Source organism: Pseudolactococcus yaeyamensis, from assembly GCF_054658615.1.
The window spans coordinates 86,466-111,817 of the sequence record NZ_BAAGGP010000001.1 but is presented as its reverse complement, the minus strand read 5'-3'; the positions used below and the strand labels follow the sequence as shown (position 1 = coordinate 111,817).

Sequence of the window (25,352 nt, the reverse complement as noted above, 5' to 3'; positions counted from 1 at the left end):
TATTAAACCAAATAATCATTAAGATGTGACTTCACAAGTTCAATATGACTTGAGTCATTTGTAATCGCAGCACCATTTTTAAGTGAGTACTCAGTCAAGCTTTCAAGATCTTCCTTGTCTGCTAAGATGTTGGCACCAATCCCTGTTTGATAACTGGCATAGCGTTTCGCTTTAAGGTCTGACAAGAATTTATCAGCACGAATCGCTGCTGCTCCTTTCAAACCACGAGCGAAGGTATCAAATCCAGCAATGTGAGCTAGGAACAAGTCTTCTGGCGCAAAGGATGACCGACGAACTTTGGAGTCAAAGTTAATCCCACCGGGCGCAATCCCATTGTTTTCCAAGATTTCAATCATGACAAGGGTTGTATCAAACACATTTGTCGGGAACTCATCTGTATCCCAACCCAATAAGACGTCGCCTTGGTTGGCATCGATTGAACCAAGCGCATCATTGATACGTGCCACTGTCAATTCATGTTCAAAAGTATGACCTGCTAAGGTTGCATGGTTCCCTTCAAGGTTGAGTTTGAAGTCATCTTGCAAGTTGTATTTCAAGATGAAAGCAAGGGTTGTTGCCGCATCGAAATCGTATTGATGTTTCGTTGGTTCTTTTGGTTTTGGCTCAATCAAGAATTGTGGTTTATGACCAATTTTTTCGCCATAGGCAATCGCCATTTTGAAAAGACGGGCGATATTATCTTGTTCGAGTGCCATGTCTGTGTTGAGAAGTGATTCGTAACCTTCACGACCACCCCAGAAGACGTAGTTTTCACCGCCGAGTTTTTTAGAGATGTCCAAACCTTTTTTGATTTGAGCTGCTGAGTAAGCAAAGACATCGGCGTTGTTTGATGAGCCTGCACCATTGACAAAGCGTGGATTTGAGAACAAATTGGCTGTATTCCAGAGCAATTTAATCCCTGTCTCATCCATCTTTTCTTTGATTAAGTCTGTGATGATATCCAAGTTTGAGAAAAATTCTTCAAGCGTGTCACCTTCTGGTGCGATATCAATATCGTGGAAACAGAAGTAAGGCGCATCCAATTTAACTAGGATTTCGAAGAATGCCTCAACACGATTTTTGGCTGTTTCAAGTGGTGTTGCACCAAACCAAGGGCGTTGGTTGGTCGCATTACCAAATGGATCTGAGCCGTCTTGCGTCATGGTATGCCAGTAGGCAATCGCAAAACGTAAGTGTTCTTTCATTGTTTTGCCTTCTACAACTTCTTCTGGGTTGTAGTGACGGAAGGCGAAGGGGTTTTTACTCCCAACACCTTCGTATTGAATTTTCTCTATCTCTGGAAAATATGCCATTTTTTTCTTCCTCCTGCTCGTCTTTGCGAGTTCATAGTTTATTAAGTTTTATAAAGTTCGTTTGACAAACCAACTTACAAAGATAATTGTAATCGTTTTCAAATGACTTGTCAAGTACTTTTTGATAATTTTTTAGATTATCGTGATATTTTTTCAAAAATCCTTTAAAATCAAGTACTCTCTTAAAAATAAAAAAATTGATATCTTTAAAAGTTATCAATTTTTCCAAGATATATCGTTATTTTGATTTATTTTTATTATAAATATCAAAAGCAACTGCAAGTAAAAGTACAAAGCCTTTAATAGCTTGTTGCCAGTCTACACCAATCCCTAATAACGACATTCCGTTGTTTAAGACGCCCATTACGAGACCACCAATGATAGCGCCTAAAACTGTACCGACACCACCTGATGCTGATGCACCACCAATATAACAAGCGGCGATTGCGTCAAGTTCAAAGCCGTTTCCAGCTGTTGCAGTTGCCGCATTGAGACGTGCTGAGAAAATAATCCCCGCAATCGCAGAAAGTACACCCATATTAACAAACATCAAGAATTTGATTTTTTTGGTATTAATCCCTGACAATTCTGCTGCTTTTTCATTACCGCCTGTTGCATAAATATGACGACCAATCGTTGTTTGATTTGTAATAAAACGATAGACCAGAATCAAAATCGCTAAAATAATCAAGACATTTGGAAAACCTTCATACTGTGCCATAAGATAAGCAAACCATCCCAAAATAATAATAATCAAAATATTTTTAACGATGAACATGAGATTGCTTTCAACTGGTGACCCAAATGCTACTTTCTTTTTACGACTATTAATAGTTGATAGCATATAAACCACTGCAATTATCGCTGCAATCAGCATGGTAAATAAGTGGAGGCTATCTCCTTTAAAAATATCCGGAATGAAACCTGAACTGATGATTTGGAAACTCTTTGGATAAGGTGCTAATGATTTACCATCAAGGACAACAATTGTTAAACCTCTAAAAATCAGCATGCCCGCTAAGGTCGCAATAAATGAAGGGACTTTAACAATAGATACCCAGAAGCCTTGAAAGGCACCAATTGCTGCGCCTACTAATAGACAGATGATAACTGATAAAATCGTAGGCAACCCCATTTTTATGGAGAGAATCGCAGATAATGCGCCGACAAATGCGGTTATAGAGCCAACTGACAAATCAATTTCATTCAAAATTATCAGAATGACCATCCCAATCGACAGAATCAATATATAAGAATTTTGTAAAATGATATTTGTAATATTGAGTGGTTTCAAGAGAATCCCATTACTCAAGATTTGAAAAGCCAACATAATGATGACTAAGAAGAAATACATGCTGTATTTTTGGAAAATAGCCAAAAACATCGATAGGATATTTTTATTTGGAACTGCTGCTTTTTCTGTTGCCATTAGACCGCCACCTCGTTTTTCGTCATCAATTGCATTAGATTTTCTTGCGTTGCGTTTGCTTTAGCAACTTCACCTGTAATTTTGCCTTCATTCATCGTATAGATGCGATCACACATACCTAATAATTCAGGAAGTTCTGATGATATGATACAAACTGCTTTTCCTGCTTTAGCCATTTCTTGAATAATGGCATAAATTTCATACTTAGCACCGACATCAATCCCACGTGTCGGCTCATCTAAGAATAAAATATCTGGATGTGTCAGCATCCATTTAGCTAGAACAACTTTTTGTTGATTACCACCGCTTAAACTTCCAACAACTTGGAAAATATCGTTACTTTTGATATTCATCTTGCGTTTATAGCTCTCTGAGTTCTTAATTTCTTGATTTTTATCAAGAATCGTATGTTTGGCAATAGCATCTAGACTGGCTAGAGAAATATTTTCATTTATACTTTCAATCAAGACCAAGCCGTCACCTTTACGATCTTCAGTCACATAGGCAAGACCATTTGCAATAGCTTGTTTAACTGTATTAAGCTTAATCGGTTTACCTTCTTTTAAAACCTGACCTGAGATATGCGATCCGTAACTACGCCCAAAGATACTTTTAGCAAGCTCAGTACGTCCAGCACCCATCAAGCCTGCGATACCGATAATTTCACCACGTTTAATTGAAAAATTGGCGTCCTTAATCACTTGTCTATCTGAATGAATGGGATGAAAGACATCCCAATTTTTCACCTCGAAATACGTGTCTCCGATTGATGGTGTGTACTCAGGATAGCGATTGTCCAAACTTCTACCCACCATACCTTTGATGATGGTATCTTCCGTCAGTCCCTCACCTTTTTCAAGCGTCTCAATCGACTGACCGTCTCGAATAATCGTCACTTTATCAGCCACTTCCATGACTTCATTAAGCTTATGAGAGATGATAATACAAGTGATGCCTTGACTTTTGAATTTCAAGAGTAGCTGCAACAAATTTTCACTATCATCTTCATTTAGTGCAGCAGTTGGTTCGTCTAAAATCAATAGCTTAACATCTTTTGAAATCGCCTTAGCAATTTCTACGAGTTGTTGTTTGCCGACACCAATATTTTCAACTAAAGTATTAGGGTCTTCAAATAGACCGACAATTTTCATGAATAGTTTGGCACGTTGGAACATTTCATCCCAATCTATTCTGCCGTGTTTGATGACTTCATTGCCTAAGAAAATATTCTCAGCAATCGAAAGTTGCGGAATCAAAGCCAATTCTTGGTGAATAATGACAATACCTTGACTTTCACTATCCTTAATATTTTTAAATTGACACGTTTTTCCTTTGTAAATAATATCTCCTTGGTAGTCACCATAAGGATAGACACCGCTCAGAACTTTCATCAGGGTTGATTTTCCTGCCCCATTTTCACCACAAAGTGAATGAATTTCGCCTTTTTCGACTTTCACATTCACATTGTTTAATGCTTTGACACCGGAAAAATCTTTGATAATGCCTTTCATTTCTAATATGATTTCTGCCATTTTCATTATCCTTTATTTATTTGATATCTGAATCTTTCAAATAGCCACTATCAATCAATTCTGCTTGATAATTATCTTTATCAACGACTAGTGGTTCAATCAGATAAGTTGGCACAACTTTTTTGTTGTTGTCATAAGTTTTTTCGTCATTAACACCAACCTTTTTTTCAGTCAAAATCTCATTAACCATACGAGCTGCTTCACCAGCTAATTTTTTTGTATCTTTAAAAACAGTCATTGTTTGGTCGCCAGAAATAATTGATTTAACTGATGCAGCTTCTGCATCTTGTCCTGTAATAATTGGCATCGGACGATCTGCTTTTCCATATCCGACACTCTTGAGTGATGAAACAATCCCCATTGCGACAGCATCATTTGGTGCTAAAACAGCATCCAATTTTTCGCTAGAATAATAAGAACTTAACAGATTATCCATACGTGCTTGGGCAGTCGCACCATCCCAATTCTTAATAGCAATTTTATTAAAGTCTGTTTGTTTACTTCGAACGACTAATTTTCCTGATTCAATATAAGGTTTCAAGACACTCATAGCACCACTATAAAAGAAACGTGCATTATTGTCATCTGGCGCACCTGCAAATAGTTCAATATTAAAAGTCCCCGTTGCGTTTTTCAAGTCAAGTTTATCCGCAATATATTGACCTTGCAGCTGACCTACTTTAGTATTATCAAATGTCGCATAATAATCCACACCTTTGGCATTCATAATCAAACGGTCATAAGAAATCACCGAAATTTTAAGTTTTTCAGCTTTATCTACAACATCTGTTAATGCCTCACCATCAATTGGTGCAATCAATATGACGTCCACACCTTTAGTAATCATGTTTTCAATTTGTGAGACTTGTGTGGGGACAACATCTTGCGCATACTGAATATCGACTTTATAACCATCTTTTTTCAATTGCTCAACTATGTAGTTGCCATCTTTTTCCCAACGCTCTAATGCTTTTGATGGCATGGCAATCCCGACAGTCTTGCCACTACCACCTCCTTCTTTTTTACCGCATGCTGTAAATAGTCCTAAAGTTACTACTGCTGTCACTCCTAGCAATACTAATTTTTTTAGTTTCATTTTTTATTTCTCCATCCTACGCAAAAGAAAGCGTTTCCATTATTTGTGTTAATATCTCCTTATATCTCTTAATTCCTCACCTATACATCTCCTCCTTTTATTACACTATTTTGTAAGTCCACGACTTACGAGTAAGTTCGTTTCCAAAACCAACTTATATACCATTGTAACCGCTTCCAGTTAATTTGTCAAGTATTTTTTATATGAACTATTCTACTTACAAATCTATAAGCATTAATACCTTTTAATCCGTAAATATAAAATAGAAAAACCACATGAGATCACGTTTCAAAACGCGTTCCATGCGATTTTTCTAATTTTGAGATTTTTAACCTGATATCATCTTATAGAGAAAATTTTAAAATATGATCTTGTAAGCCCAGCACATATCTTGAAATCAAAGCGACAGCACCTAGCATTGAGGCATCTTGAAGAGATGAATCTGAGAAAATAAGCTCAGGTTTATGCACACTGTTGAATCTGTCAACATTGTCCAAAGTTTTTTTAGCAATTTCTGGACAGGCATCAAAAATTCTTGAGGTGATAAAGATCGCTTGAGGTGCGTAAAGTTGATTGATATTGTAGATGAATGATGCGATGGCCATCGTCCATTCTTCTAATAAAGGCATGACTTCAGAGTCTCTATCTTTTAGCAGTTCCAAAAACGCTTCTCGGGAAAAATTGTCGACTTTTTTTATCGCTGCAGCACGATCAATAATCGCGTTTTCAGAATATAAATCCTCTAGTCTCGGTAAATCCCCGGTACTGCTTAGATTGGCTTTCACATCATAGACAATCGTACGACCAACTTCTCCAGCAAGTCCATCCACGCCCCTGAAAACGTAGCCTTCACAAACAATGCCAATCCCAATCCCATTATGAATGTTAAGAGCGATGAAATCCTTGTAGGCAGCATCTTCGTTATAGACATGGTAGTCTCGATAGAAAATAGCAGCCAGATTGGCTTCATTTTCGATGAGGACTGGTACATTTGTCAATTTTTCCAATTCACCGACCAAGTCAAAATCTTCAAATTCAAAGAAAGGACTATAAATAATGTGATTATTAAGAACTGGTGCATGGACGGCGACAGCGATACCAACCAGACCTTTAACCATATCCTGAATGTCTAACGCTTCGAAGATTTTTTTCATCTCAGCAAAAACTGGGGCGACTTTTTTTGATTGAATCTCAATTGCACCATCGCTAATCGTCTCACCACTCAAGTGATTGATCGTGTAGCGTAGATGTCTCACACCCATATCGAAAGCTAAAACGTAGCCATATTGGCGATTAAAGCGAATCATACTCGGCTTACGACCACCCACATTTGATGATTCTCCGATGCCCAATTCTTGAACAAATCCTTCTTCTTCTAAGTCAAGAAAAATTGAAGAAACTGTTGATTTTTGTAACCCAACTGCTTTAGAAATAGAGCTCCGCGATGTTTTTTCTGAATTGAACAACGTTTGTAGGACTAACTTTCGATTATTTTCTCGAACAGCGTCTAGATTTGCTTTTTTAACCATTTAACTTCCTCTCGTCCAACCCTCTTTACATTATATTATAGCAAGTTTTAATAGTTCGGTCAACGAACTTTCTTTTTTGTGCTATTAACGTTTTATTTCACCAGAAACAGCGTTTTGAAAGACTTGAATATCTGCTTCCGAGAATAAATTGGCATCGCCTGCAATCGTATGTTTCAAAACACAAGCAGCTGTGGCAAAGTCAATCGTTTGTTGCGCTGACCAATTGTTTAAGATACCGTGTAAGACACCTGCTGAGAAGGCATCGCCACTCCCCACACGGTCAACGATGGGTCGAATCTCATACTGTTTAGAGTTTGTAAGTTGACCATCTGTATCAATAAAACCTTGCAGTGTATTTTCTGATGACGAGTGAACTTGCCGTTTGGTCGAATAGAGTACCGATAGATTGGGATAGGCTTGCCTTATTTTTTGGTAACACGTTGCCAAATCAACTGACAAATCCTTATCTGCAAATAGCTCTAAGATATATCTAGCATCTAACTCACCCGCTGAACAGTAATCAACCAATGGGAGTAAGTCTCGGATGACCGCACCTGCTTGTGCTTGTGTCCAAAGTTTCCCGCGATAATTGATATCTAAACTAATTTTGCAGCCTGCTGATTTGGCTTTTTCAATCAGTTGTCGTGTCAAGCCTTGCCAAGTTTTTGACAAGGCTGGTGTAATCCCTGAAATATGAAACAAGTCAATGCCGTCAAACAAATTTGTGTCTGACCAAATATCAGTTGCAACTTGCGAAAAACTTGAATAGGCGCGATCATAAATGACTTGACTGGCACGATTGGCTGTTCCCATTTCCAAGTAATAGGTGCCCAAGCGCTCACCACCAAATTGTAAATAATCGGTCTGAACGCCATACGTTTGTAAATGTTGTTTAACCCCTAACCCCAACAAATTATCAGGCACCAGACTAGCAAAATAAGCTTTATGTCCAAAGTTGGCGAGAGATAGGGCAACATTTGCTTCACCACCACCGTAATGTCCTTTAAAATCTGATGCACTTGCCAAACGTTGATGGGCTGATGTCGATAAACGCAACATGATTTCGCCAAGGGTTAAAACTTTCATAAGGCACCTACTGATTGTTTTTTAATGTCAGCAAACTTTTCAGCGTACTGTTTGGCAATCGCTGTCACGCCTTCAAAATCTCCTTTAGCTGCAGGGACCAGGAGATTGCCTCCTACACCAACAGCAACGACACCTGCCTTGAACCAGTCTGCCATATTATCTAAGGAAACACCACCAGTTGGCATGATATTCAGTTGTGGCATCGGTGCTTTAAAACCTGAGATAATGCTTGGTCCATAAGCACTGCCGGGGAAAAGTTTGATGATGTCAACGCCTGCTTTGAGGGCTGTTTTCATTTCTGTAATGGTCATGCAGCCCGGAAGGTAAGGAATTTGATAGAGGTTACAGATTTCAGCCGTTTCTTGGTCAAAGGTTGGACTGACGACAAATTCAGCACCTGCCATAATCGCTAAACGAGCTGTCACGGCATCAAGGACAGTTCCTGCGCCTACGACAACTTTTTCATCACCTTGATACTGGGCGCTTAATGTCGCAATCGCTTGATTGGCATTGGGAACGGTAAAGGTCACTTCAAGTCCAACAATACCTCCTACAACAAGGGCTTGTGATGCTTGAATCGCTTCTTCTTTAGAACTGCCACGAACAACGGCGATAACGCCTGCATCTTCTAATTTTTTGAGTATCTTTTGCTTTTTCATGATGTCAATCCTTCATCTCTTTTCTAACACTAAGCGAACAAAGTAGTTTACTTCACTTGGCATTTTTCCAAAGCCTCCCACAAACCTGTTAAGTACATGGCACCCAAGGCACGGTCGTATAAACCGTAACCCGGACGACCTGTTTCTCCCCAAATCATCCGACCGTGGTCGGGTCGAATATAGCCATCAAAACCATTGTCATAGAGGGCTGCCATGATTTTAAACATATCGTGCGAGCCGTAAGGACTATAATGTGCAGATTCATAACAATCTTTACCATTGTCACCAATAAACTTAACATTACGAACATGTGCAAAGGGAATTCGATCTCGCTTGGCAAACTCAGCAACGATTGCAACAAGGTCATTATCAGGGTCTTCACCGATAGAGCCTGTGCAGAAAGTAATGCCGTTATAGGGCGAATCAACAGCGTTACAGATAAAGTCTAAATCATCACGGTTTTTGACAATGCGTGGTAGACCAAAAATTGAATAAGGTGGATCATCTGGGTGAATGCCCATCTTGATATCAACTTCCTCACAAACTGGGATGATTTGCTCTAGGAAATATTTGAGATTTTCTCTCAGATCAGCTTCTGTTACTGTTTGATATTGGTCAATCAATTTTGTCACATCTGCCAAACGTTCAGGTTCCCAACCCGGCAAGACGGTGCCTTCATTTTGAGATAAGACATCATTTGCCACCTCCTCTGGCGATTTTTGGACGCCTTCAAGGAAGAATGCCATGGTCGTTGACCCATCTTCAAGCTGGTAAGCCATCTCTGTTTTCATCCAGTCAAATACTGGCATGAAATTATAGCAGATGACTTTGATACCGATTTTGGCTAAACGGCGAATCGTTTCTTTATAATTTTCGATATAACGATCACGTGACGGCAAGCCAAGCTTGATATCTTCGTGGATATTGACTGACTCGATCACTTCTAGCTCTAAACCAGCTGCGACAACATCATCTTTTAGCGCTTTGATTTTATCTTCTGGCCATACTTCACCAACCGGCACATCAAACAAAGCACCTACAACACCTGTCATCCCGGGAATTTGACGGATATTTTCAATTTTGACTGGATCATCATTTTTACCATACCAACGCATTGTCATTTTCATTACTATATTCCTACTTTCTTATTTCTTGTGCGTAATTTGTTAGAGTTTCTTGCAGTACCTGTCTGATACTGCCCGGTGCTTGAATCATTTGGTCGAAGAAGTTTTCAATCTTTTCAGCTAAACCAATTTCTATTAAATTGACACCAAAAATCTGTTGATTGCTTAAAATCGGTCGCAAAATCTGATGAGTTTCTTGCCCCCCACCAATGGTTACTGTGGCTAAGTGTGCCTGTAATTCTGTTAATAGTGGGTCTGGGCTGACTTCAAACGCCTCACCTTTATCATCAATTGCTAGTAGATAACGACACCATGCGGCAATCGTTAAAGGAATAAAGGTTAAGTCTCGTACATCCTTATCCGGTGCTGCCACATAGGCTTTCAGAGTTTCACCAAAACGAATCCCAATTTTCTGAGACGTATCCGATGCAATCCGTTGTGGCATGTCTGGAATATTCGGATTGGCAAATCGCTGATAGATGACTTCTTTGATGAAATCTACTGGCTTGATTATCTCTGGATTTTCAACAACCGGTAAGGCTTCAATAAAGCCAACTTGTTCAATCAAGCTCAGCAAATCTTTATCCTGAACTTCCTTATATATCCGATCAAAACCAAGTAAACAGCCAAATATGGCAAGTGTTGTGTGCAGCGGATTTAAACAGGTGCAGACTTTCATCAAGTCAACCTTGTTAATCGTGTCGCGATCTCCTATCAAGACACCATTTGCTTTTTCAAAAGCTGGTCGACCATTTGGAAAAGCATCCTCGATAGCGAGATAGTGGACTTCTTCTGTATTGACAAAGGCAGACAGTAACATTTTTTGTTTGGCTGAGGTAAACGGTAGCATGTCTTCAATGCCTTCTGACGCTAATTTTTCAGCTATGGCTTGATTTGGCAGGGGTGTGATGCGGTCAATCATCGAAAACGGAAAACTGACTTTATCACCCGACGCGAGATAGGTCACAAAGTCTTGTGTGACATGGCCTGCCTTTTGCCAACCTTGCGCAATTTCTAGAACCGTTGCTTTTAGCCTGTCGCCATTATGCGAAAAATTATCCGTCGAAAGCACGGCGAGCGGTGCTGCACCTGCTAGAAAACGTTTCAGAAGGAGATAGGTCAGTTTAGACATGGTGTGCTGCAAATTTTCAAAACTGATGGTCGTCCGAAGGTCTTCAGCAACTTGTGCCAAAAGTTTCCCAGAGGAATCTTTTATGATATAGCCTTTTTCTGTAATCGTCAGGCTGACTAATTTCAGACTCGAATTTTGAAAAACGTCGACCAGTCTCGCCATATCTTCAGGGCGGCTAGCGTGTGCGAATAAGCTCTCAGCAGTGGAGGCGACCAGTTCTTTTTCAAAGGTGCCGTCAGATTTCATCACGACGGTCAGGGAACGATTATCAAAACCATGATAAAGTTCGTCAATCATATCTTCCCCGAAAGTTTCGACAAGGATAATCCCTGTTTCAAGATCGCCCGCGTTCAATAAATCTTGCGCAACCTGTCCGTGGAAACAACGGTAGAGATTCCCACCACCAAAATGAACCCATTCAGGATTTTCTTGTGTTTTTTGTCGCATAATCTGCTCATCATAGGTTGGCGTGTTGATTTTTTTATCGGTAAATCGGTCACGTGCTGTTAGATAACTCTCTGTAATTTCCACCAAAGCGCTCCATTTCTAATCTTCAAAGATTTGATTCATTTAGTTGGTCAAATTTAAAATAGTCTTTGGCATTGGTATAGCTGATGGCTTCTATCATCTGACCAAGTAGCTGAGTATCATCAGGGTAAAAGCCTTTTGCGACTTTCTCCGCCATATAATTTGCCAAAATACGGCGGAAATAATCATGCCTTGAGTAACTTAAGAAGCTACGCGAATCGGTCAACATCCCAACAAAATTCATCAGAACACCATTGTCAGCTAAACTTTCCATCTGGCGAATCATGCCACGATAGGTATCATTGAACCACCAGCCAGCGCCAAATTGGACACGACTTTTGATGCCATCGTCATTCATTTGGAAATTGCCACAGGTCGTAACAATCATGTCATTTTGTGTTGGGTTGGTATTATACAAAATCGTTCTAGGGAGTTCATTTGTTTGATCAAGGGCATTTAGTAATTGATTCAAATGTATGGCCAAATCAGCTTGATCATAGATTGAATCGCCACCTGTATCCGCCCCTACTAGCTCAAACAATTGAGTATTGGCACTTCGGACAGCACCAAAATGCAGTTGCATGACCCAATCATAACGCTTATAAAGTTTGCCTAGTGCCACCATCATCTGACCTTGCCATTTGGCAATTTCATCTTGTTCAAGCGGTTGTTTCGCCATTGCTTTTTTGAAAATATTATCCAACTCATCAGGTGTCGCTGCTTCGTAAACCAAGAAGGTAAAACCATGATCGCTAACACTGCCACCATTTTCAGTGAAATATTGCAAGCGTTGATCTAAAAAGTCAACCAAATCTGAAAATCCTGCTATTTTTTTGCCTCTAAACTCAGCAATTTTTTGAATATAATCAGCAAAACCAATTTTTTCAATGGCAATCACTGGGTCTGGTCTGAAACTTGGTGCAACCACACAAGGGAAATCTGAGGCTAAAATCTGTTGATGATAGCTTAAATCACTCAACATGTCATCCGTTGTCCCGATGTACTTCACATGAGAGGCTAAAATCAAAGATTGTGCTGTCACGTCATGTTCAGCTAGGTAGTCATTACAGGCTTTATAAATCCTTTCAGCACTCTCTGACGTCAAAAGTTCCGTGATGCCAAAATATTGTTTGAGCTCTAGGTGTGTCCAATGGTACAAGGGATTACCAAGCAAGCGCTCAACTGTTTGTGCCCAAGCATAAAATTTCTCCCAGTCGCTCGCCTCACCAGTAATCGCTGCTTCCGATATGCCACAGGCACGCATGGCACGCCATTTATAATGGTCACCTTCTAGCCATAATGCGGTTATAGATAGAAACCGGGTATTTTCAGCGATTTGTTTCGGCTCCAAATGGCAGTGATAATCAATAATCGGTAAATTTTCAGCAACCTCATGGAACAAGGATTTTGCTAATGAACTTTCTAGTAAAAAATCTTTATCAATAAACATGGCATCTCCATTTCTCAAATAGATAGATAGTTGACTGTCAGATTATGATTTTTGTGTTTCATAATCTTTTAAGAGTGTGGCAGTCCAAGGTTGTGTTTCTGTGCGAACAGCTTTGCCAGTGACAATTGCTGATTCAATCAATAAGGTCAAATAAAAATCTTGTGCGGCTTGCGCAAATGAGTAGGCGGATTGACCACCCTTACAATACTCTGCCATTCTATCTAAGCAACTCGCTAGGGCAATCTCATCATCTGACAACACGACTTCAGGATAGGGATTTTGATAGATCCATTCGCCATCCAAAATCAAGCCCTTAAATCCTAAACCTTCCATATTTTCGTACTCGCCTTTATTGATGCGCTTAAATTGCGAAATCATCGGCGTCTGAAAATCTTTTAGATAACGCAATTCCTGATCATTCAGCTCACCGCGATGACCTTTAATCTGAATATGTTGGGAGCGGATAAAGCTACGGTGCTGATCATCTTCGAAATTGTAGATGCCTGTCTTGCCTTGCCCAAAATCAAAAGTCGCCAAGGTTTGTTGGTAGACATTAAATGTTTCTGAGTCAGCTAGCCCACCGCGTTCAAAGCCGGGCTGACCAGTCACTTGAAAACGCTGTGCTTTAACTGTCGTTTCGTGTCCTGAAACATTTAAAAATTTACGCATGAGCGAAATCGCATGATAGTTATTGGTTAGGGAAACCAAAGCAAGTTGAGGTGTGCCAATTTTCCCTTGGGCAAGGCAGGACAAGCGAAGAGCCATATCCGGTCTCAGATAATATTGTTCTGCCACTTGATATTTGGCGTTCGTGGGCATATTTTCTGACAAATATTGCAAGTCTTCCAAGCTACTTCCTGCCGGTGTTTCAGACAGAACTGGCAAGCCAAGTTTCATGACGTCAACCGAAACTTGAGTCGCAGCTGTCGGTGGCACACAAATCACGACAAAATCTGGCGTCCCGAGTTTCAAACCTTCTGCCAAACTCGCAACACAAGTCAAATGCCAAGGTGCCTTGGCATACTGTGCTTGCTGCTCAGGATTAATCGTTACAACCGCTATAATTTTATAGCGTTCGGGCATTTTCTGCGCCAGTCGCAGATAAAATTCTGAACGCCAACCACCACCTATTATGATCAATTCCATTTTCATCGTCCTTTGTCTACACTTTAGAACAAGTATCATTTAAAGTGCTATTTTTAATTAATTGTTTCGCTCCGCCTTTTTCAAGAAAAATCGGATTAAAGTTAAAATACAGGTTTCATGATGATTCATTTACGATTATCTATACGTTTAAGATAGATTAAATCGCTCTGTAAGACTCAAGCAACTCCTAAATCTCATAGTTCGTAACTCGAACTTACCAACTCGCCGTAATTATATTGTAATCATTTTCAATCTGTTTTGCAAGCCCTATAAGATAAATTTTTATTTTTATTTATCAAAGACATCTCAAAACTTAATTCATCCTTCATTAATCGTGTCTAATTGGCGCATGGACATAATAAATGATTCAAATTTTTCCCTTTTTTTGTTATAATGATAGCATGCTTGATGATAATTTTCTTAGTCATCTCAACGTCAAGTTCAAAAAGAAAGTGAGCACCATATGAAGACAGATAAATTTAAAGTTCGGGAGCAAAATGTCTCCACTGTCTTGCAAGAAATTATTAAGTCAGACGGTATTTCTCGCATCCAACTTGCTAAGATGATCGGATTAAATAAAACATCCATTACCTCCATCATCTCAGACCTATTAGATCAAAAGGTCGTGATTGAAAAAGGGATAGGTCAAGGTGGCCTTAGCGGCGGTCGAAAACCGATTATGATTTATTTCAATGAAAAAGCGGGTGCCTGCTTACTTCTAAATATTGATACAGGTTATCTGGAGTGTACTGCGAGTTATCTGAATCAGCAGATTATTTTTCAAACGAAAGAAACCGATGTCAATATCACAAAAGATAACGTTGTTGAAATGTTGACACAAATTATCGAACAAACAATCGCGCAACTCCCCAAAACCGAACTTGGCGTTATCGGCCTAACCATTGCCATTCATGGATCTGTTAATCATCAAAAAATTACTTTCACACCGCGTTCAAATCTGGATCAAATTGACCTTTATCAAATTTTCAAAGACAAGTATGATTTTGCTATCCACATCGTAAATGAGGTGAATCTCTCGACTTTCGGCGAATATGCTTTTGCCTCACCTAGCAACTATTTGGTTAACCTGAGCGTCCGTAACGGTGTTCGTGCGGGGATTATCCAAAATGGTGTGCTTCAGCAAGGACGGAGTGGTAATGCTGGAGAAATCGGTCATACGATCATCAAAGAAAACGGTTTACGTTGTATCTGTGGCAATGCCGGGTGTTTAGAACAATATACAAGTCTGAAAGCCATTTATAGACAGTTTGGACAACTCAAAAACATGGATTTTGTCAATATGATTATCATCCGCGAATTTTTCAGAACTGGGGACCCTGAAACCCTTGCCTTTATTCATGAAATTGTTGAGATGCTTGCCAACTGTGTTAATGGTCTCATCCTAACGTTTGACCCAGACATTATCACGCTTAATGGGGATTTATTTAAAGAACTCCCTGAGATTAGTGAGCTGATGCAGGAACAGCTCAAAAGCGCCTTTACTAAAAATGTCGTCCTTCGTAATTCTTCTCTCCATGAACAAGCGACAATTTTAGGTGCGATTGCCTTAAACCTTCAAGATTACTTCAATATTCCCAACCTAAAATACAATCACCATCTTGGTTAATCAGTCATAAGGCCACACCGATTCTAAACGGTTCAAACAAAGCTTTGTCCTCACTGCCATTTTTTGCGATGAAATCTCGCATATAATATCACATCTTTTACTAACCACTCTGCTGCCATGGCTAGCCAAATCCCAAAAACACCTAGGTGACAAGTCTTAGCCAATAGATAACCTAAGATAACTCGAATCCCCCACATTGTTACAAGCGAAACGGTCGTTGAATAAACAGCGTCCTTTGCTGCTTTCAGGGCGGCAGGTAAAATCGCAGAGCAGGCAAAGGTTAGACCATGAAAAATGATAATGACCCAATAAGTCTGACGAACGATTGGTTGAACATCACTTGCGACATGAAATAAACGCATGAGTAGCGGAAAAGCTGGTATCATTACCAGTAGATCCATGGCATATACCATCAATGACCCGTAGATGAGAAATACTCGGGTTATTTTTTTGGCATCATGCGGATTTTTCTGCCCTAGACTTTGCCCAACAATCGGAATGATAATAATTGATAGTGCAATCGGAATGATTTCCGACATCGGCGCCAAAGTCGAGATAATAGCGTGCGCTGCAATTGCGGAAGTCCCCAGTTGCACGACAATCATCTGCATGATAATTTTGCCACCATTGAAAAAGAGTTGTTCGCTGGCAAATGGTATGCTTGTTTTGATGACAGAAAAGACTTGCTGCCGATTGATCTGTGTCAGTCGAGACAGTTTAAAGCCATCTTCTTTCATACTTGTTAAAAGTAACCTTAAAGCAAAGATAGCACCTAAAATCCGCGAGAAATTCATGGCAATCATCAAACCTAAAATCCCCTGTTTCAGACCGATAACTAAAATCAAGCTCAAAGCCAAATAAAGAAGATTGGTAAACAAAGAAATCGTCAAGGTACTTTTTGTTCGACTAATCCCTCTTAAAACACCATTTATTCCCTCAAGAATGGCAAGACTTGGATAGGTCAACAACACACCCAGAAAATAAAATTGGGCAATGTCCATCACATCTGCTTGGGCTGACCCGAAAATGGTCTCAAGCATAGAACCTTTAAAAAGTAACATCCCTAGACAAAACGACACGCCTATCACGAAAGTGATTAAAATACTGGTCGTCATAATTTTTCCGACTTTGATTCGCCGTCCTGCACCAAAATTTCTCGCCACTAAGACAGTACCCGCCAGTGCAATGGCGCTAATCATCGAGACTAAAAAGACATTTAGACTCTCGACCATATTGACTGCCGCAATGGTGGCTGAGCCACTAGCACTGATTAAGGCTGTATTAATAAAACCGAACATGATTAAAAATGTTCGGTCAATCAAGACAGGCAAAAAAAGTTGGCGCAAGGCTGCTGTTGAAAAGTGTTGCCCTGAAAAATCCTGTTGCAGTCGTTTTGTAACAACTTTTTTAATTTGAGTTAAACGCATTGCCTTTATCCTTTTGATGTTAGGTGTGTTTTAACAGACTTGGTGGATGATGTGTCACTTACCGTACGCTTGTTTGATCTGGTCATAGCTATCTTCAATTTCAGCTGGCTTGACTGGAAACTGCAACCATTGACCTAAATAAGCCGATGCCCAAGCTGTTTTTGCCAGTTCAACACTTTTAACGCCTGCAAGTCCCGGCGCGATTAATGGTTGCTTATCATCTAAAATATGCTGAGAAAAATTGGCAATACTGGCAATTAAATCAGCCTGCCAACTATTGTCATCTAGCCTAATGGCGATATCATAAGTTTCAGAAATTTCTGGTGTGCCAGCCTGAACACTTGCTTGATTTAGCTTGGTAACTGTAATTTTGCCATCTCCTAACCACTTTATCTCGCCCAATTCCCCAACAATCCGTAGGTTTTCCTGTCCTAACGGTTCATTTATCGAGGTCACAAAAGTGGTGCTTGCACCATTCGGATAGGTTAAGATAAGGGTTGATTCGGTATCAACTTCAACATTACGGTAAGCGCCAAACTGCGTATAGGCTAACAAGCTTTTCGGCTCACCAAAGAGAAAGTTCAGCAAGTCTAACTCATGAATGGCTTGATTAATCAGCAAACCACCGCCATCTTTCTCCCATGTTCCTGTCCATGACAGACTATTGTAATAACTTTGTGGTCGAAAATAGCGCAGATTATCCCAGTGAATACGTTGAATCTGACCGATTATCTGTGTCTCTAACAAAGCTTTGAGTTTTTGAAATTGTGGATTAAAACGCAGGTGGTGCATGACGGCAAAGGTTAAGCCTTGACTTTCTGCCAGCGCCACCAAATCGTAGCCTTCTCGAATGTCTAAGCTAACTGGTTTTTCAAGCAAGACATGCTTACCTGCTTGAAAAGCTATTGTCGCCATGGGAGCATGGGTTTGATTGGGCGTGGCAATGATGACTGCCTCAATTTCATCTGAGCTGATGAATTCTTGAAAGTCACCAAAACACTGCACATTGTCACCAAACTCTGCTCTTGCTTTTTCAGCTTTCACAGCACCATTGACACAAACTGCTGTTAGAACCGCAGAAGGAATCCGACCCGCTAAAAGTGCTTTAGCATAGGTCATTCCCATATTACCTAACCCAACAACGCCTATCTTGATTTGTTCTACCATTTTTGATCACTCCTAGTCGGACTTCATTAAGCGTAGATTTGACGCCCTTTTTCATCAGCAATCCCTGATTTTCGTAAGAAATACGTATTGACTTGGTCACGCCAATCCTTGGCAACGCTGTATTGTTCCTGCAAAAGTTCTGCGACATTTTCAAAATCTGTTGGTGGGAGTTCGTCAGCTAAATCTTGCCAAGTTGCAATGTAGTTTTCAACACGCGCAACACCTTCAAAATGCGTATCGTAAATGTGTTGAATTAAGGTTTTGCCACTTTGAAGCACATGCGTGTAGGGCAAGTGGTGGAAAAACAGAACCAGATTATCTGGACAGGTCGCCAAATCATTATACTCCGCCTCACGCGCTGGCGCATACTGCCCTGCATAACCAGTACCATCAACAGATGTCCGATTGACACCGATCCCATTGCGGTCAGCAAAATGATAAGTCCCCCAACGGTCATATTCATAACCGTCAATGTCTGGCCCATAATGCAAATGCGGTTTAACCATGAACCCAATGCCAAGCGGTGCAGTGTAAAATTCGTAGGTTTCACGAGAGGTCAATAAAATGTCCAAGACTTTTTCTCTTGCGCTTTCTGACAGGTCAAAAGTCAAAGCCAGCCATTCTGTAGCCATTTCTTGCGAGGTCAAATCATTGTGCCAACACAAACGACCGTAGGCAAAGAGATTGATTTGCATCAATTTATGGTGCGTCCAATTCTCATCCATACCAACACTGCCGACTGCTGCAATCCCAGAACGTGATGCAATGACTGAATTTTCTTTGAGCGCATTTTTGACTAGATTTTCTTTATCATTGACCTTGGTATCAAAGTCTAAAGCTTCTTTCCAAACAGGCGCTAAATAATAGATATGTTTTTGATGCCCTGTGTACTCCTGTGTGATTTGGAACTCGATGATATGATTGGTCTTTTTCAAGCCACCAAATAAGGGGGTCACAGGTTCACGCGTTTGAAAATCAATGGGGCCAAGTTTGATTTGCAAGGTCACATTGTCATCAAATTTACCGTCCAAGTCGATAAAATGGTCATAAGCAGCACGCGCCCGATCAATCGAACGATCACGCCAGTCTTGTGCGCAATCATAAACGAAACAGCGCCAGATGACTTGACCGCCGTAAGCTGCCAAGGCACGCGCAAACATATTAGCGCCATCATCATGCCCACGACCATAAGTGAAAGGTCCCGGTTCGCCTTCTGAGTCAGCCTTAACCACAAAGCCACCAAAATCAGGAATGGCACGATAGATAGTTTTGGCAATATCTGCCCAGAAATCATTCACACCTTCGTCTAATGGGTCAGAAGTCGTCAAACCACCAACGAGTTTAGGCGAGGCAAAATTCACACTGAGATAGGTTTTGATGCCATAGGCGCTGAAAATATCCGCGATGTATTTGACTTCTGGCAAATTTTCTTCGAGAATCAAACGTGTTTCAACCTTATGAACATTGACATTGTTAATCGAAATCGCATTAATCCCGACAGATGCCCATAAGCGTGCATAGTTGCGGATGGTTTCAAAATCACGGCGGAAGGTGTTATCTTGATAATAAATCGAATTCCCCGCATAACCACGCTCAATTGATCCATCCATGTTATCCCAATGGTTAATCATCCGGATGCTTTGGTCAGGCACAGACACGGTTGCTGTGATGGCTTTCCCCTGTGCCAAACGTGTGTAAAGATGGTAAAAACCGTAAAGCAAGCCTTTTGACCTGTTGGCTGAAATCACGACGCCATTTTTAGAAACGGTCAGCTCAAAACCTTCTTGACCTAGTTTTTCATTTGTGACGATTTCAAACACGATATCAGCCTCATTTTTTTGCGCTTTTTTCTGAGCATTGTCAAATAGAGCTGCAAACTCCTGCTCAATCGTTGTTGCAAGCGCTGATTTTTCTGCTAAGTAATACCTTTGATAAGTTTCGTTGGTGATGATTTTGTCTAACCAACATTTATCTCTTGTTGACATTATTTTCTCCTAGTTAAGATGTTGAGGCGACTGCTTTGGTGTGTAGAAAATTAGGAAAAGGCGTAAACGAACAACGTTCGTGCATACTTTTATCTATTTTCATAACACCAAGGAGCCGAAACTCGATTAGTTGCTATCAAAATTTTCGATATAAATAACTTGGCTTCACCCCAAAATAATTTTGGAGGGTGCCACCTTTTGCTAATTTTTTATCGCCACCGCCTGAATCACGACCGGCTTGAAATTTGACATCGGCAATGAAACTATTGCCTGACCAATCCGTTGGACCAATCAAGGCGCGTGGGACATCACAGCCGTCTTCTGTCCGAACTGTCGGCAGATTGGCTGTGCCTAATTGAACCTTTTGCAAGACCAAACCATCATCAATCATGTAGATGCGTAATTTGTAAAATCCTGCACTTTTTATCTGGTGCTGAGACAAACAAGACTTGCCATTTCGAAGGGTTGCTGTGTGAACTGCCGTATCTACCCCATCGCTCCAAGTAAAACCACAATCATTCATAATCATGAAATCATCGGATAGGGTATTGACAATTTGAAGCTCATCCGCAATTAAACTACCGTCATCTGCAACTGCAATCAATTGAATCCCATAGCGCAAGTGTGTTAAGTCATTAAAAATCGGTGAAGTCGTTGGTGAAAATTGGGTGACAACGCTTGCCATACCTGCTGTTTTGACATAAATGTTAAAGTCAACATAAGCATTTTCAGCCAACACTTTCGCCACATCAATCTGACTTGGGTGAACACTGACTTGATCAGGTTGAACCTTAATCGCTGATTTTTCACGCCCATAATTGGGTAAGCTCGTCCAACGTGCGCCATTTTTAGCGGGTCTATCACTGGCAAACTCTTTAGCCAAAATCGCAATCACACCGTCTTGCTCAACAGCTGTTTGATTGGGCAGGTCACTAGCAATATCAACTAAAACATCTGAGGTCAGCTCACGAATTTGTGGCTCATGAGGTTTAGGATTGTCCGCAAAAGAAAAATCTAACATATTTGACGGTTGAAAAGTAAACTGTTCCAAGGGCGAGTACCATGTCGTCTGACCGATATGAAATTCCATGCCGTAGCCCAGATATTTACCACCATGGAGCTGATAATTGAAGTAATCATTAATCGCGGTATCTTCTGCCAATGCCTGACGGGCGATTTTTTCACTGCTCTCTGGCTTGATACCCATCTTCTGAAAGCCAAGATGAAGCATCAGTTTGATAACATTGCTCGAGGCATGAACGGGATAGTAGACAAATTGATAGAAGGCATCATGCACCACTTCAGGACAATTCCCCAAGAGATGCGTGACAGTCTCGTCCAATGCTTCCCAAGCCTTCAAATGGTTTTGCGCTTCGCCATCCAACACATTGAAATCATCATAGCCCAACCATTCTGGTTTGCGGACAGCATTTAATTGGGGGTAGCTTGTCAAAACGTGGGAAATTTTGGCGACATCATCAGGCTGAAAATAGGCTGAAAATTCACGTGTTGCAAACTCAGACGCAAAATTCGCTGTCCCTTCGATCGTACCATAACGCTCAATATCATAAGCTAGATTAAACCAATAATCTATCGGATATTGCAAGGGAATCAGATCACCAACATTGACAACCCAAAGATTTTGCACACCGTAATTATAGGCCATAACCATTTGCTCACGCGTTTTTTCGATTGGGCTTGTATTAATCCAGCGATAATCGCGGGGGCCGCCATGGTAATCAAAATGGTAATACATGCCAAAACCACCCGTTTGGAAAGCACGCATGTCATCAGTTGGCAAGGTTCTCAAATTACCATGATTGTCATCAGCTAGTAAAATCGTCACATCAGCTGGAATTTCTTGATTCAAGCCGTGATAATAATAATTTTCAACTTCCTTATATAATGCCAGAACTTGCGGCGTTTCCGAAGGATTCAGACCAGCATCTGCTAAAAGTTGCCGTTGTGCTTGAAAAACATCACTGACCAGTTTGATATTATCAGCCTCAGTCGTGCCCATCGGCGCTGCCGGCGAATCGCCTAGCCCTCGAATCCCAACGGTATAGACATTTTCATTTTGATGACGTGTGGTCACACTATTGCGCCAAAACTCCGTCATCTTATCGCCATTGCGCCAGAAATCCCATTCCAAGGGCGATCCGTCGGTTTCAGTATACCCCTTTTCAGCAGCCCACCACGTAAATTCTTTATCACTCGTCGCCATAAATTCTTGGTGGCTGGTACCCATGACGATGCCATAACTTTCAGCAAGTTCAGCGTTTTGAGAATCATCCGTCCAAAAAGCATTGCCCCACATGGCTGGCCAGAGGTAATTGCCTTTTAAACGCAGAATCATATCAAAAACATGACTGTAAAAATGATGATTAAAACCCGGATAAGCCTCAGGATTGTTTAAAGCAGCGTCCTCAAAAACACTGGTTCCAAAATTTTTCTCACAAAAATGCGTGAGCGCAGGATCTTCATCATTGAGGAAAATACCACGATATTTGACAGAAGGCGATTTTTGAAAAAGCGTGCCATCAAGTTGAATCGCAACCTCAGGATTTTGGGGCAATGGTGCATCACCAAAGAATGTCCAGGGGGAAACCCCCATTTCATCTGACAGGTGATAAAGGCCATAAACAGCCCCACGGCGGTCGCTACCAATAATCAACAACTGATTGTCAATAAACTTGATCAAATAACTTTCCCACTGCCCATTGATTTGAGCAAGCTCAGCTGAGGTGATTTTTCCCGCTGTTAATAACTCTGCAGTTAACGATTCACCGTTGGTTAGACTGGCAACGATGATTTGATGTGGGATATTTAAATCATCTGCAACTTGAGCCTTGACTGAATGTCCTGTGACCGCTGTCATATCTGCTGCCACATTTTGCCCAGCATGACTGACCGCTGGCGATTCTTGCTCGGTATAAATAATTTGCTTAAATGTGGCAAATTGATATTTTTTCAACATATAGCTTCCTTCCAAGTATTAATGCAATATTTTATTGATTTGCTCAACTGGCAAGGCTTGTGCCAATTCGTGACCTCCAGCTTGACTATAGTGTAAGCCATCACCACGATCAAGCCTTGTTTTCAACACATGTGGTGTCTCAGGATAATGCGCAACAGCGTCTAAATCTAATACCGCATCATACAGAGATGACTTTCTAATCCAAGCATTGACAGCTTGGCGCTTGTTTTCAGAGCTTTCCTTATAAAAGTCTGATTGGCCTGCTGGTGTCAAGGTACAGCCGACCAAGCGACTACCGTAACGTTTGGTCATTAGCGCATATTTTTCCAGACCTGCGATAATCTCTTCAGCCCTTGCATCGCCAAACAAGCAATCATTGATACCGTGAAAAATAAGAACAGTATCAGGCGCATTTAAACTGAAAACATCTCGTTCAAAACGCGCTAGCCCCGCATACCCCTGACGGAAATAAGGATCAGCCTGCGGTCTATCTGTGCCAACCAAAATCTGATTGCCACCGATACCGAGATTCACCAGCCCAAATTCCGAGATATGTTCATCACGCAGCCGTTGTTTCAAGCCGTCTATTAACCAACCTTGCTGAGTCAAGGAATCACCGAAAACATGCACCGTTTCTGCCATCGTCACAGCCTCCAAATACTGAAAACCGTAAACAAAGTGCAAGAGTGGATTTTCTTGTCTCGTCCGAAAACGCAGCGTCTGTGGCTCAAAATTACCTTGATAAAAATTTTCAATCTGCATCTCTTGATTGGAATAGGTCACAATGCCACTGGTCACCGTCGTTGGATGCGCTAGTTGTGTCGTAATGATAAAACTATCCCCCGCATTAAACCTAAGTGCAATCGGATCCGTCTGTATTCGCTCACCGGGTCTAATCGAAATGGCATCTTGTCGCAAGACTTGAACTGGATAAACTTGATTCGCATACATCAAAGTGACTGAGCTAAAATCAAGGGGCTCAATCCCATATTCATTTTCCAACACCAAACGTATCGTCGTGCCACCTGCATCTACTCTCAGACTAATCACTTGCTGCTCAGCCTGTAGATCATTTGGCCACGAGCGATAATCTGAACTCACATAACCAAAAATGGTTTTCCAATTCATCTTTTTTCTTCCCTCATTTAGTCAGCTATAAGTAAACCAAACCAAGCATTTTTTCATGCTTGGTTTATTTTAAGGGCGCCTCTAAAAACTGCTTTTGATGACTTTTGATGACTTTTGAGTTAAATTTTTCTAGTTGAAAGCATTGCTTTCAGTCAACCAATGAGGACAACGAAGTTGTCTTCGGCTAGGCATTGCGACAAGGCTTGTGGCTGCGATTACTCGCCACAGAAAGCCCATTTGCTACTGCAAGGTGCGAAAGCAATAACGATGCGATAGGGAAATTTAACCAAAAGTGGCAAATCTGAGTTTTTAGAGGTGTCCTTAATCTTCAAAGTACAATTTTACTGAAAATCGTCGTTGGCAATTCAAGTAAATCAGATAATTAATCGCCCCGCCAAGAATGCAAATGTAAGCCACTGGAAAAATTCGCAAGGTCACAACAGTCGCAAGCAAGCACAGGATATTCAAAACTGTTACCAAAGGTAATTTATATGAAATCAACAGGGCTGAGAAAAATTTGCGCCCTAAAGGAAGAGTTGCCGAACGATCATCCGTCGAAATCAAAAGCACAAAGAACATACTGCTCATGAGAAAACCACTGGTAATCAGAAAAGGAATATAGAGCAGAACGTTTTGTGTCAAGCTCAAGACTTGTAAATCAAAGATGAGAAAGGCAATCAAGAAGGTATAAAATAGTGTTACTTGCCAATGCCGTTTCAAACTTGTCACATAAATGGCCCCATATTTTTTCAAAGGTAATCTATCCTCATGTGCTTCAATCACCTTAAACTGAGCCAAAAAGCTGTTCAACATCAGAAAGATTGGCACAAGAAACAAGACAAAATTATTGATGGTCAGCCTGAAAATCAGGAGCATGACAAGAAATAAAGCATTTGACATGATGAAATAAAGATTCTGCACCGTTAGTCGATATACGACATTAACACCGGCAACTGTCCAGTTTGTCAAAAAATCAAAATTGAATTTCATAATTTTTTTCCTTTCTGCGGTTTCACT

Annotated in this window: 18 protein-coding genes; 1 reads left to right on the top strand and 17 read right to left on the bottom strand. The window is 40.7% G+C overall.

The window, feature by feature from the left end; all coding sequences use genetic code 11:
- Positions 1-2: 2 nt before the first annotated feature.
- The 11 genes from xylA to ACYQ21_RS00440 form a co-directional block, all read right to left on the bottom strand.
- Entirely contained in the window at positions 3-1,313 is a 1,311-nt protein-coding gene (gene xylA, locus ACYQ21_RS00490; protein ID WP_460054001.1) for a xylose isomerase, read from the bottom strand.
- 238 nt (positions 1,314-1,551) lie between these two features.
- Positions 1,552-2,742 carry a multiple monosaccharide ABC transporter permease gene (mmsB, locus tag ACYQ21_RS00485; protein WP_460054041.1) on the bottom strand — a complete coding sequence of 397 codons (1,191 nt, stop codon included), beginning with the start codon at positions 2,740-2,742 and terminating at the stop codon, positions 1,552-1,554.
- Positions 2,742-4,274: a multiple monosaccharide ABC transporter ATP-binding protein gene (gene mmsA, locus ACYQ21_RS00480; protein ID WP_460054039.1), complete on the bottom strand. Its 1,533-nt coding sequence runs from the start codon at positions 4,272-4,274 to the stop codon at positions 2,742-2,744. Before mmsA ends, mmsB begins: the two co-directional genes overlap by 1 nt.
- 16 nt (positions 4,275-4,290) lie before the next feature.
- Entirely contained in the window at positions 4,291-5,370 is a 1,080-nt protein-coding gene (chvE, locus tag ACYQ21_RS00475) for a multiple monosaccharide ABC transporter substrate-binding protein (RefSeq protein ID WP_460054037.1), read from the bottom strand.
- 344 nt (positions 5,371-5,714) lie between these two features.
- On the bottom strand, positions 5,715-6,899 hold the full coding sequence (locus ACYQ21_RS00470) for an ROK family protein (RefSeq protein ID WP_460054034.1): 1,185 nt from the start codon (positions 6,897-6,899) through the stop codon (positions 5,715-5,717).
- Positions 6,900-6,983: 84 nt separating this feature from the next.
- Positions 6,984-7,985, bottom strand: a complete 1,002-nt coding sequence (locus ACYQ21_RS00465) for a PfkB family carbohydrate kinase (protein ID WP_460054032.1) — start codon at positions 7,983-7,985, stop codon at positions 6,984-6,986.
- Complete coding sequence (locus ACYQ21_RS00460; RefSeq protein ID WP_460054030.1) at positions 7,982-8,644, bottom strand: bifunctional 2-keto-4-hydroxyglutarate aldolase/2-keto-3-deoxy-6-phosphogluconate aldolase; 663 nt, start codon at positions 8,642-8,644, stop codon at positions 7,982-7,984. The genes ACYQ21_RS00465 and ACYQ21_RS00460 overlap by 4 nt, the downstream gene beginning before the upstream one ends.
- Positions 8,645-8,691: 47 nt before the next feature.
- On the bottom strand, positions 8,692-9,771 hold the full coding sequence (gene uxuA, locus ACYQ21_RS00455; RefSeq protein WP_460054029.1) for a mannonate dehydratase: 1,080 nt from the start codon (positions 9,769-9,771) through the stop codon (positions 8,692-8,694).
- Between the two features lie 10 nt (positions 9,772-9,781).
- Positions 9,782-11,434 carry a mannitol dehydrogenase family protein gene (locus tag ACYQ21_RS00450; RefSeq protein ID WP_460054027.1) on the bottom strand — a complete coding sequence of 551 codons (1,653 nt, stop codon included), beginning with the start codon at positions 11,432-11,434 and terminating at the stop codon, positions 9,782-9,784.
- A 19-nt stretch (positions 11,435-11,453) separates the two neighbouring features.
- A complete protein-coding gene (gene uxaC / locus ACYQ21_RS00445; protein ID WP_460054025.1) occupies positions 11,454-12,878 on the bottom strand; it encodes a glucuronate isomerase in 1,425 nt (474 codons plus the stop codon).
- A 42-nt stretch (positions 12,879-12,920) separates the two neighbouring features.
- A complete protein-coding gene (locus ACYQ21_RS00440) occupies positions 12,921-14,024 on the bottom strand; it encodes a Gfo/Idh/MocA family protein (RefSeq protein ID WP_460054023.1) in 1,104 nt (367 codons plus the stop codon).
- A gap of 463 nt (positions 14,025-14,487) precedes the next feature.
- On the opposite strand from ACYQ21_RS00440, the gene ACYQ21_RS00435 reads away from it, so the two are divergent.
- Positions 14,488-15,651: an ROK family protein gene (locus ACYQ21_RS00435; RefSeq protein WP_460054021.1), complete on the top strand. Its 1,164-nt coding sequence runs from the start codon at positions 14,488-14,490 to the stop codon at positions 15,649-15,651.
- Positions 15,652-15,701: 50 nt separating this feature from the next.
- Here the strand turns inward: ACYQ21_RS00435 and ACYQ21_RS00430 are convergent, their stop codons facing one another.
- From ACYQ21_RS00430 to ACYQ21_RS00405, 6 genes are all read right to left on the bottom strand, one after another.
- Positions 15,702-17,078 carry an MATE family efflux transporter gene (locus ACYQ21_RS00430; RefSeq protein ID WP_460054019.1) on the bottom strand — a complete coding sequence of 459 codons (1,377 nt, stop codon included), beginning with the start codon at positions 17,076-17,078 and terminating at the stop codon, positions 15,702-15,704.
- Positions 17,079-17,132: 54 nt separating this feature from the next.
- Complete coding sequence (locus ACYQ21_RS00425) at positions 17,133-18,245, bottom strand: Gfo/Idh/MocA family protein (protein WP_460054016.1); 1,113 nt, start codon at positions 18,243-18,245, stop codon at positions 17,133-17,135.
- Between the two features lie 26 nt (positions 18,246-18,271).
- Positions 18,272-20,230 carry a glycoside hydrolase family 20 zincin-like fold domain-containing protein gene (locus ACYQ21_RS00420; RefSeq protein ID WP_460054015.1) on the bottom strand — a complete coding sequence of 653 codons (1,959 nt, stop codon included), beginning with the start codon at positions 20,228-20,230 and terminating at the stop codon, positions 18,272-18,274.
- A 136-nt stretch (positions 20,231-20,366) separates the two neighbouring features.
- Positions 20,367-23,207, bottom strand: coding sequence for a glycosyl hydrolase 115 family protein (locus tag ACYQ21_RS00415; protein ID WP_460054013.1), 2,841 nt, complete (start codon positions 23,205-23,207; stop codon positions 20,367-20,369).
- Between the two features lie 18 nt (positions 23,208-23,225).
- On the bottom strand, positions 23,226-24,335 hold the full coding sequence (locus ACYQ21_RS00410; RefSeq protein WP_460054010.1) for a GDSL-type esterase/lipase family protein: 1,110 nt from the start codon (positions 24,333-24,335) through the stop codon (positions 23,226-23,228).
- A 321-nt stretch (positions 24,336-24,656) separates the two neighbouring features.
- A complete protein-coding gene (locus tag ACYQ21_RS00405) occupies positions 24,657-25,325 on the bottom strand; it encodes a hypothetical protein (protein WP_460054008.1) in 669 nt (222 codons plus the stop codon).
- Between the last annotated feature and the right edge of the window lie 27 nt (positions 25,326-25,352).

Excerpts from the sequence above, each read along its gene's own strand:
- xylA (WP_460054001.1), bottom strand. The coding sequence starts at position 1,313 with ATGGCATATTTTCCAGAGATAGAGAAAATTCAATACGAAGGTGTTGGG.
- mmsB (WP_460054041.1), bottom strand. The coding sequence starts at position 2,742 with ATGGCAACAGAAAAAGCAGCAGTTCCAAATAAAAATATCCTATCGATG.
- mmsA (WP_460054039.1), bottom strand. The coding sequence starts at position 4,274 with ATGGCAGAAATCATATTAGAAATGAAAGGCATTATCAAAGATTTTTCC.
- chvE (WP_460054037.1), bottom strand. The coding sequence starts at position 5,370 with ATGAAACTAAAAAAATTAGTATTGCTAGGAGTGACAGCAGTAGTAACT.
- ACYQ21_RS00470 (WP_460054034.1), bottom strand. The coding sequence starts at position 6,899 with ATGGTTAAAAAAGCAAATCTAGACGCTGTTCGAGAAAATAATCGAAAG.
- ACYQ21_RS00465 (WP_460054032.1), bottom strand. The coding sequence starts at position 7,985 with ATGAAAGTTTTAACCCTTGGCGAAATCATGTTGCGTTTATCGACATCA.
- ACYQ21_RS00460 (WP_460054030.1), bottom strand. The coding sequence starts at position 8,644 with ATGAAAAAGCAAAAGATACTCAAAAAATTAGAAGATGCAGGCGTTATC.
- uxuA (WP_460054029.1), bottom strand. The coding sequence starts at position 9,771 with ATGAAAATGACAATGCGTTGGTATGGTAAAAATGATGATCCAGTCAAA.
- uxaC (WP_460054025.1), bottom strand. The coding sequence starts at position 12,878 with ATGTTTATTGATAAAGATTTTTTACTAGAAAGTTCATTAGCAAAATCC.
- ACYQ21_RS00440 (WP_460054023.1), bottom strand. The coding sequence starts at position 14,024 with ATGGAATTGATCATAATAGGTGGTGGTTGGCGTTCAGAATTTTATCTG.
- ACYQ21_RS00435 (WP_460054021.1), top strand. The coding sequence starts at position 14,488 with ATGAAGACAGATAAATTTAAAGTTCGGGAGCAAAATGTCTCCACTGTC.
- ACYQ21_RS00430 (WP_460054019.1), bottom strand. The coding sequence starts at position 17,078 with ATGCGTTTAACTCAAATTAAAAAAGTTGTTACAAAACGACTGCAACAG.
- ACYQ21_RS00425 (WP_460054016.1), bottom strand. The coding sequence starts at position 18,245 with ATGGTAGAACAAATCAAGATAGGCGTTGTTGGGTTAGGTAATATGGGA.
- ACYQ21_RS00420 (WP_460054015.1), bottom strand. The coding sequence starts at position 20,230 with ATGTCAACAAGAGATAAATGTTGGTTAGACAAAATCATCACCAACGAA.
- ACYQ21_RS00415 (WP_460054013.1), bottom strand. The coding sequence starts at position 23,207 with ATGTTGAAAAAATATCAATTTGCCACATTTAAGCAAATTATTTATACC.
- ACYQ21_RS00410 (WP_460054010.1), bottom strand. The coding sequence starts at position 24,335 with ATGAATTGGAAAACCATTTTTGGTTATGTGAGTTCAGATTATCGCTCG.
- ACYQ21_RS00405 (WP_460054008.1), bottom strand. The coding sequence starts at position 25,325 with ATGAAATTCAATTTTGATTTTTTGACAAACTGGACAGTTGCCGGTGTT.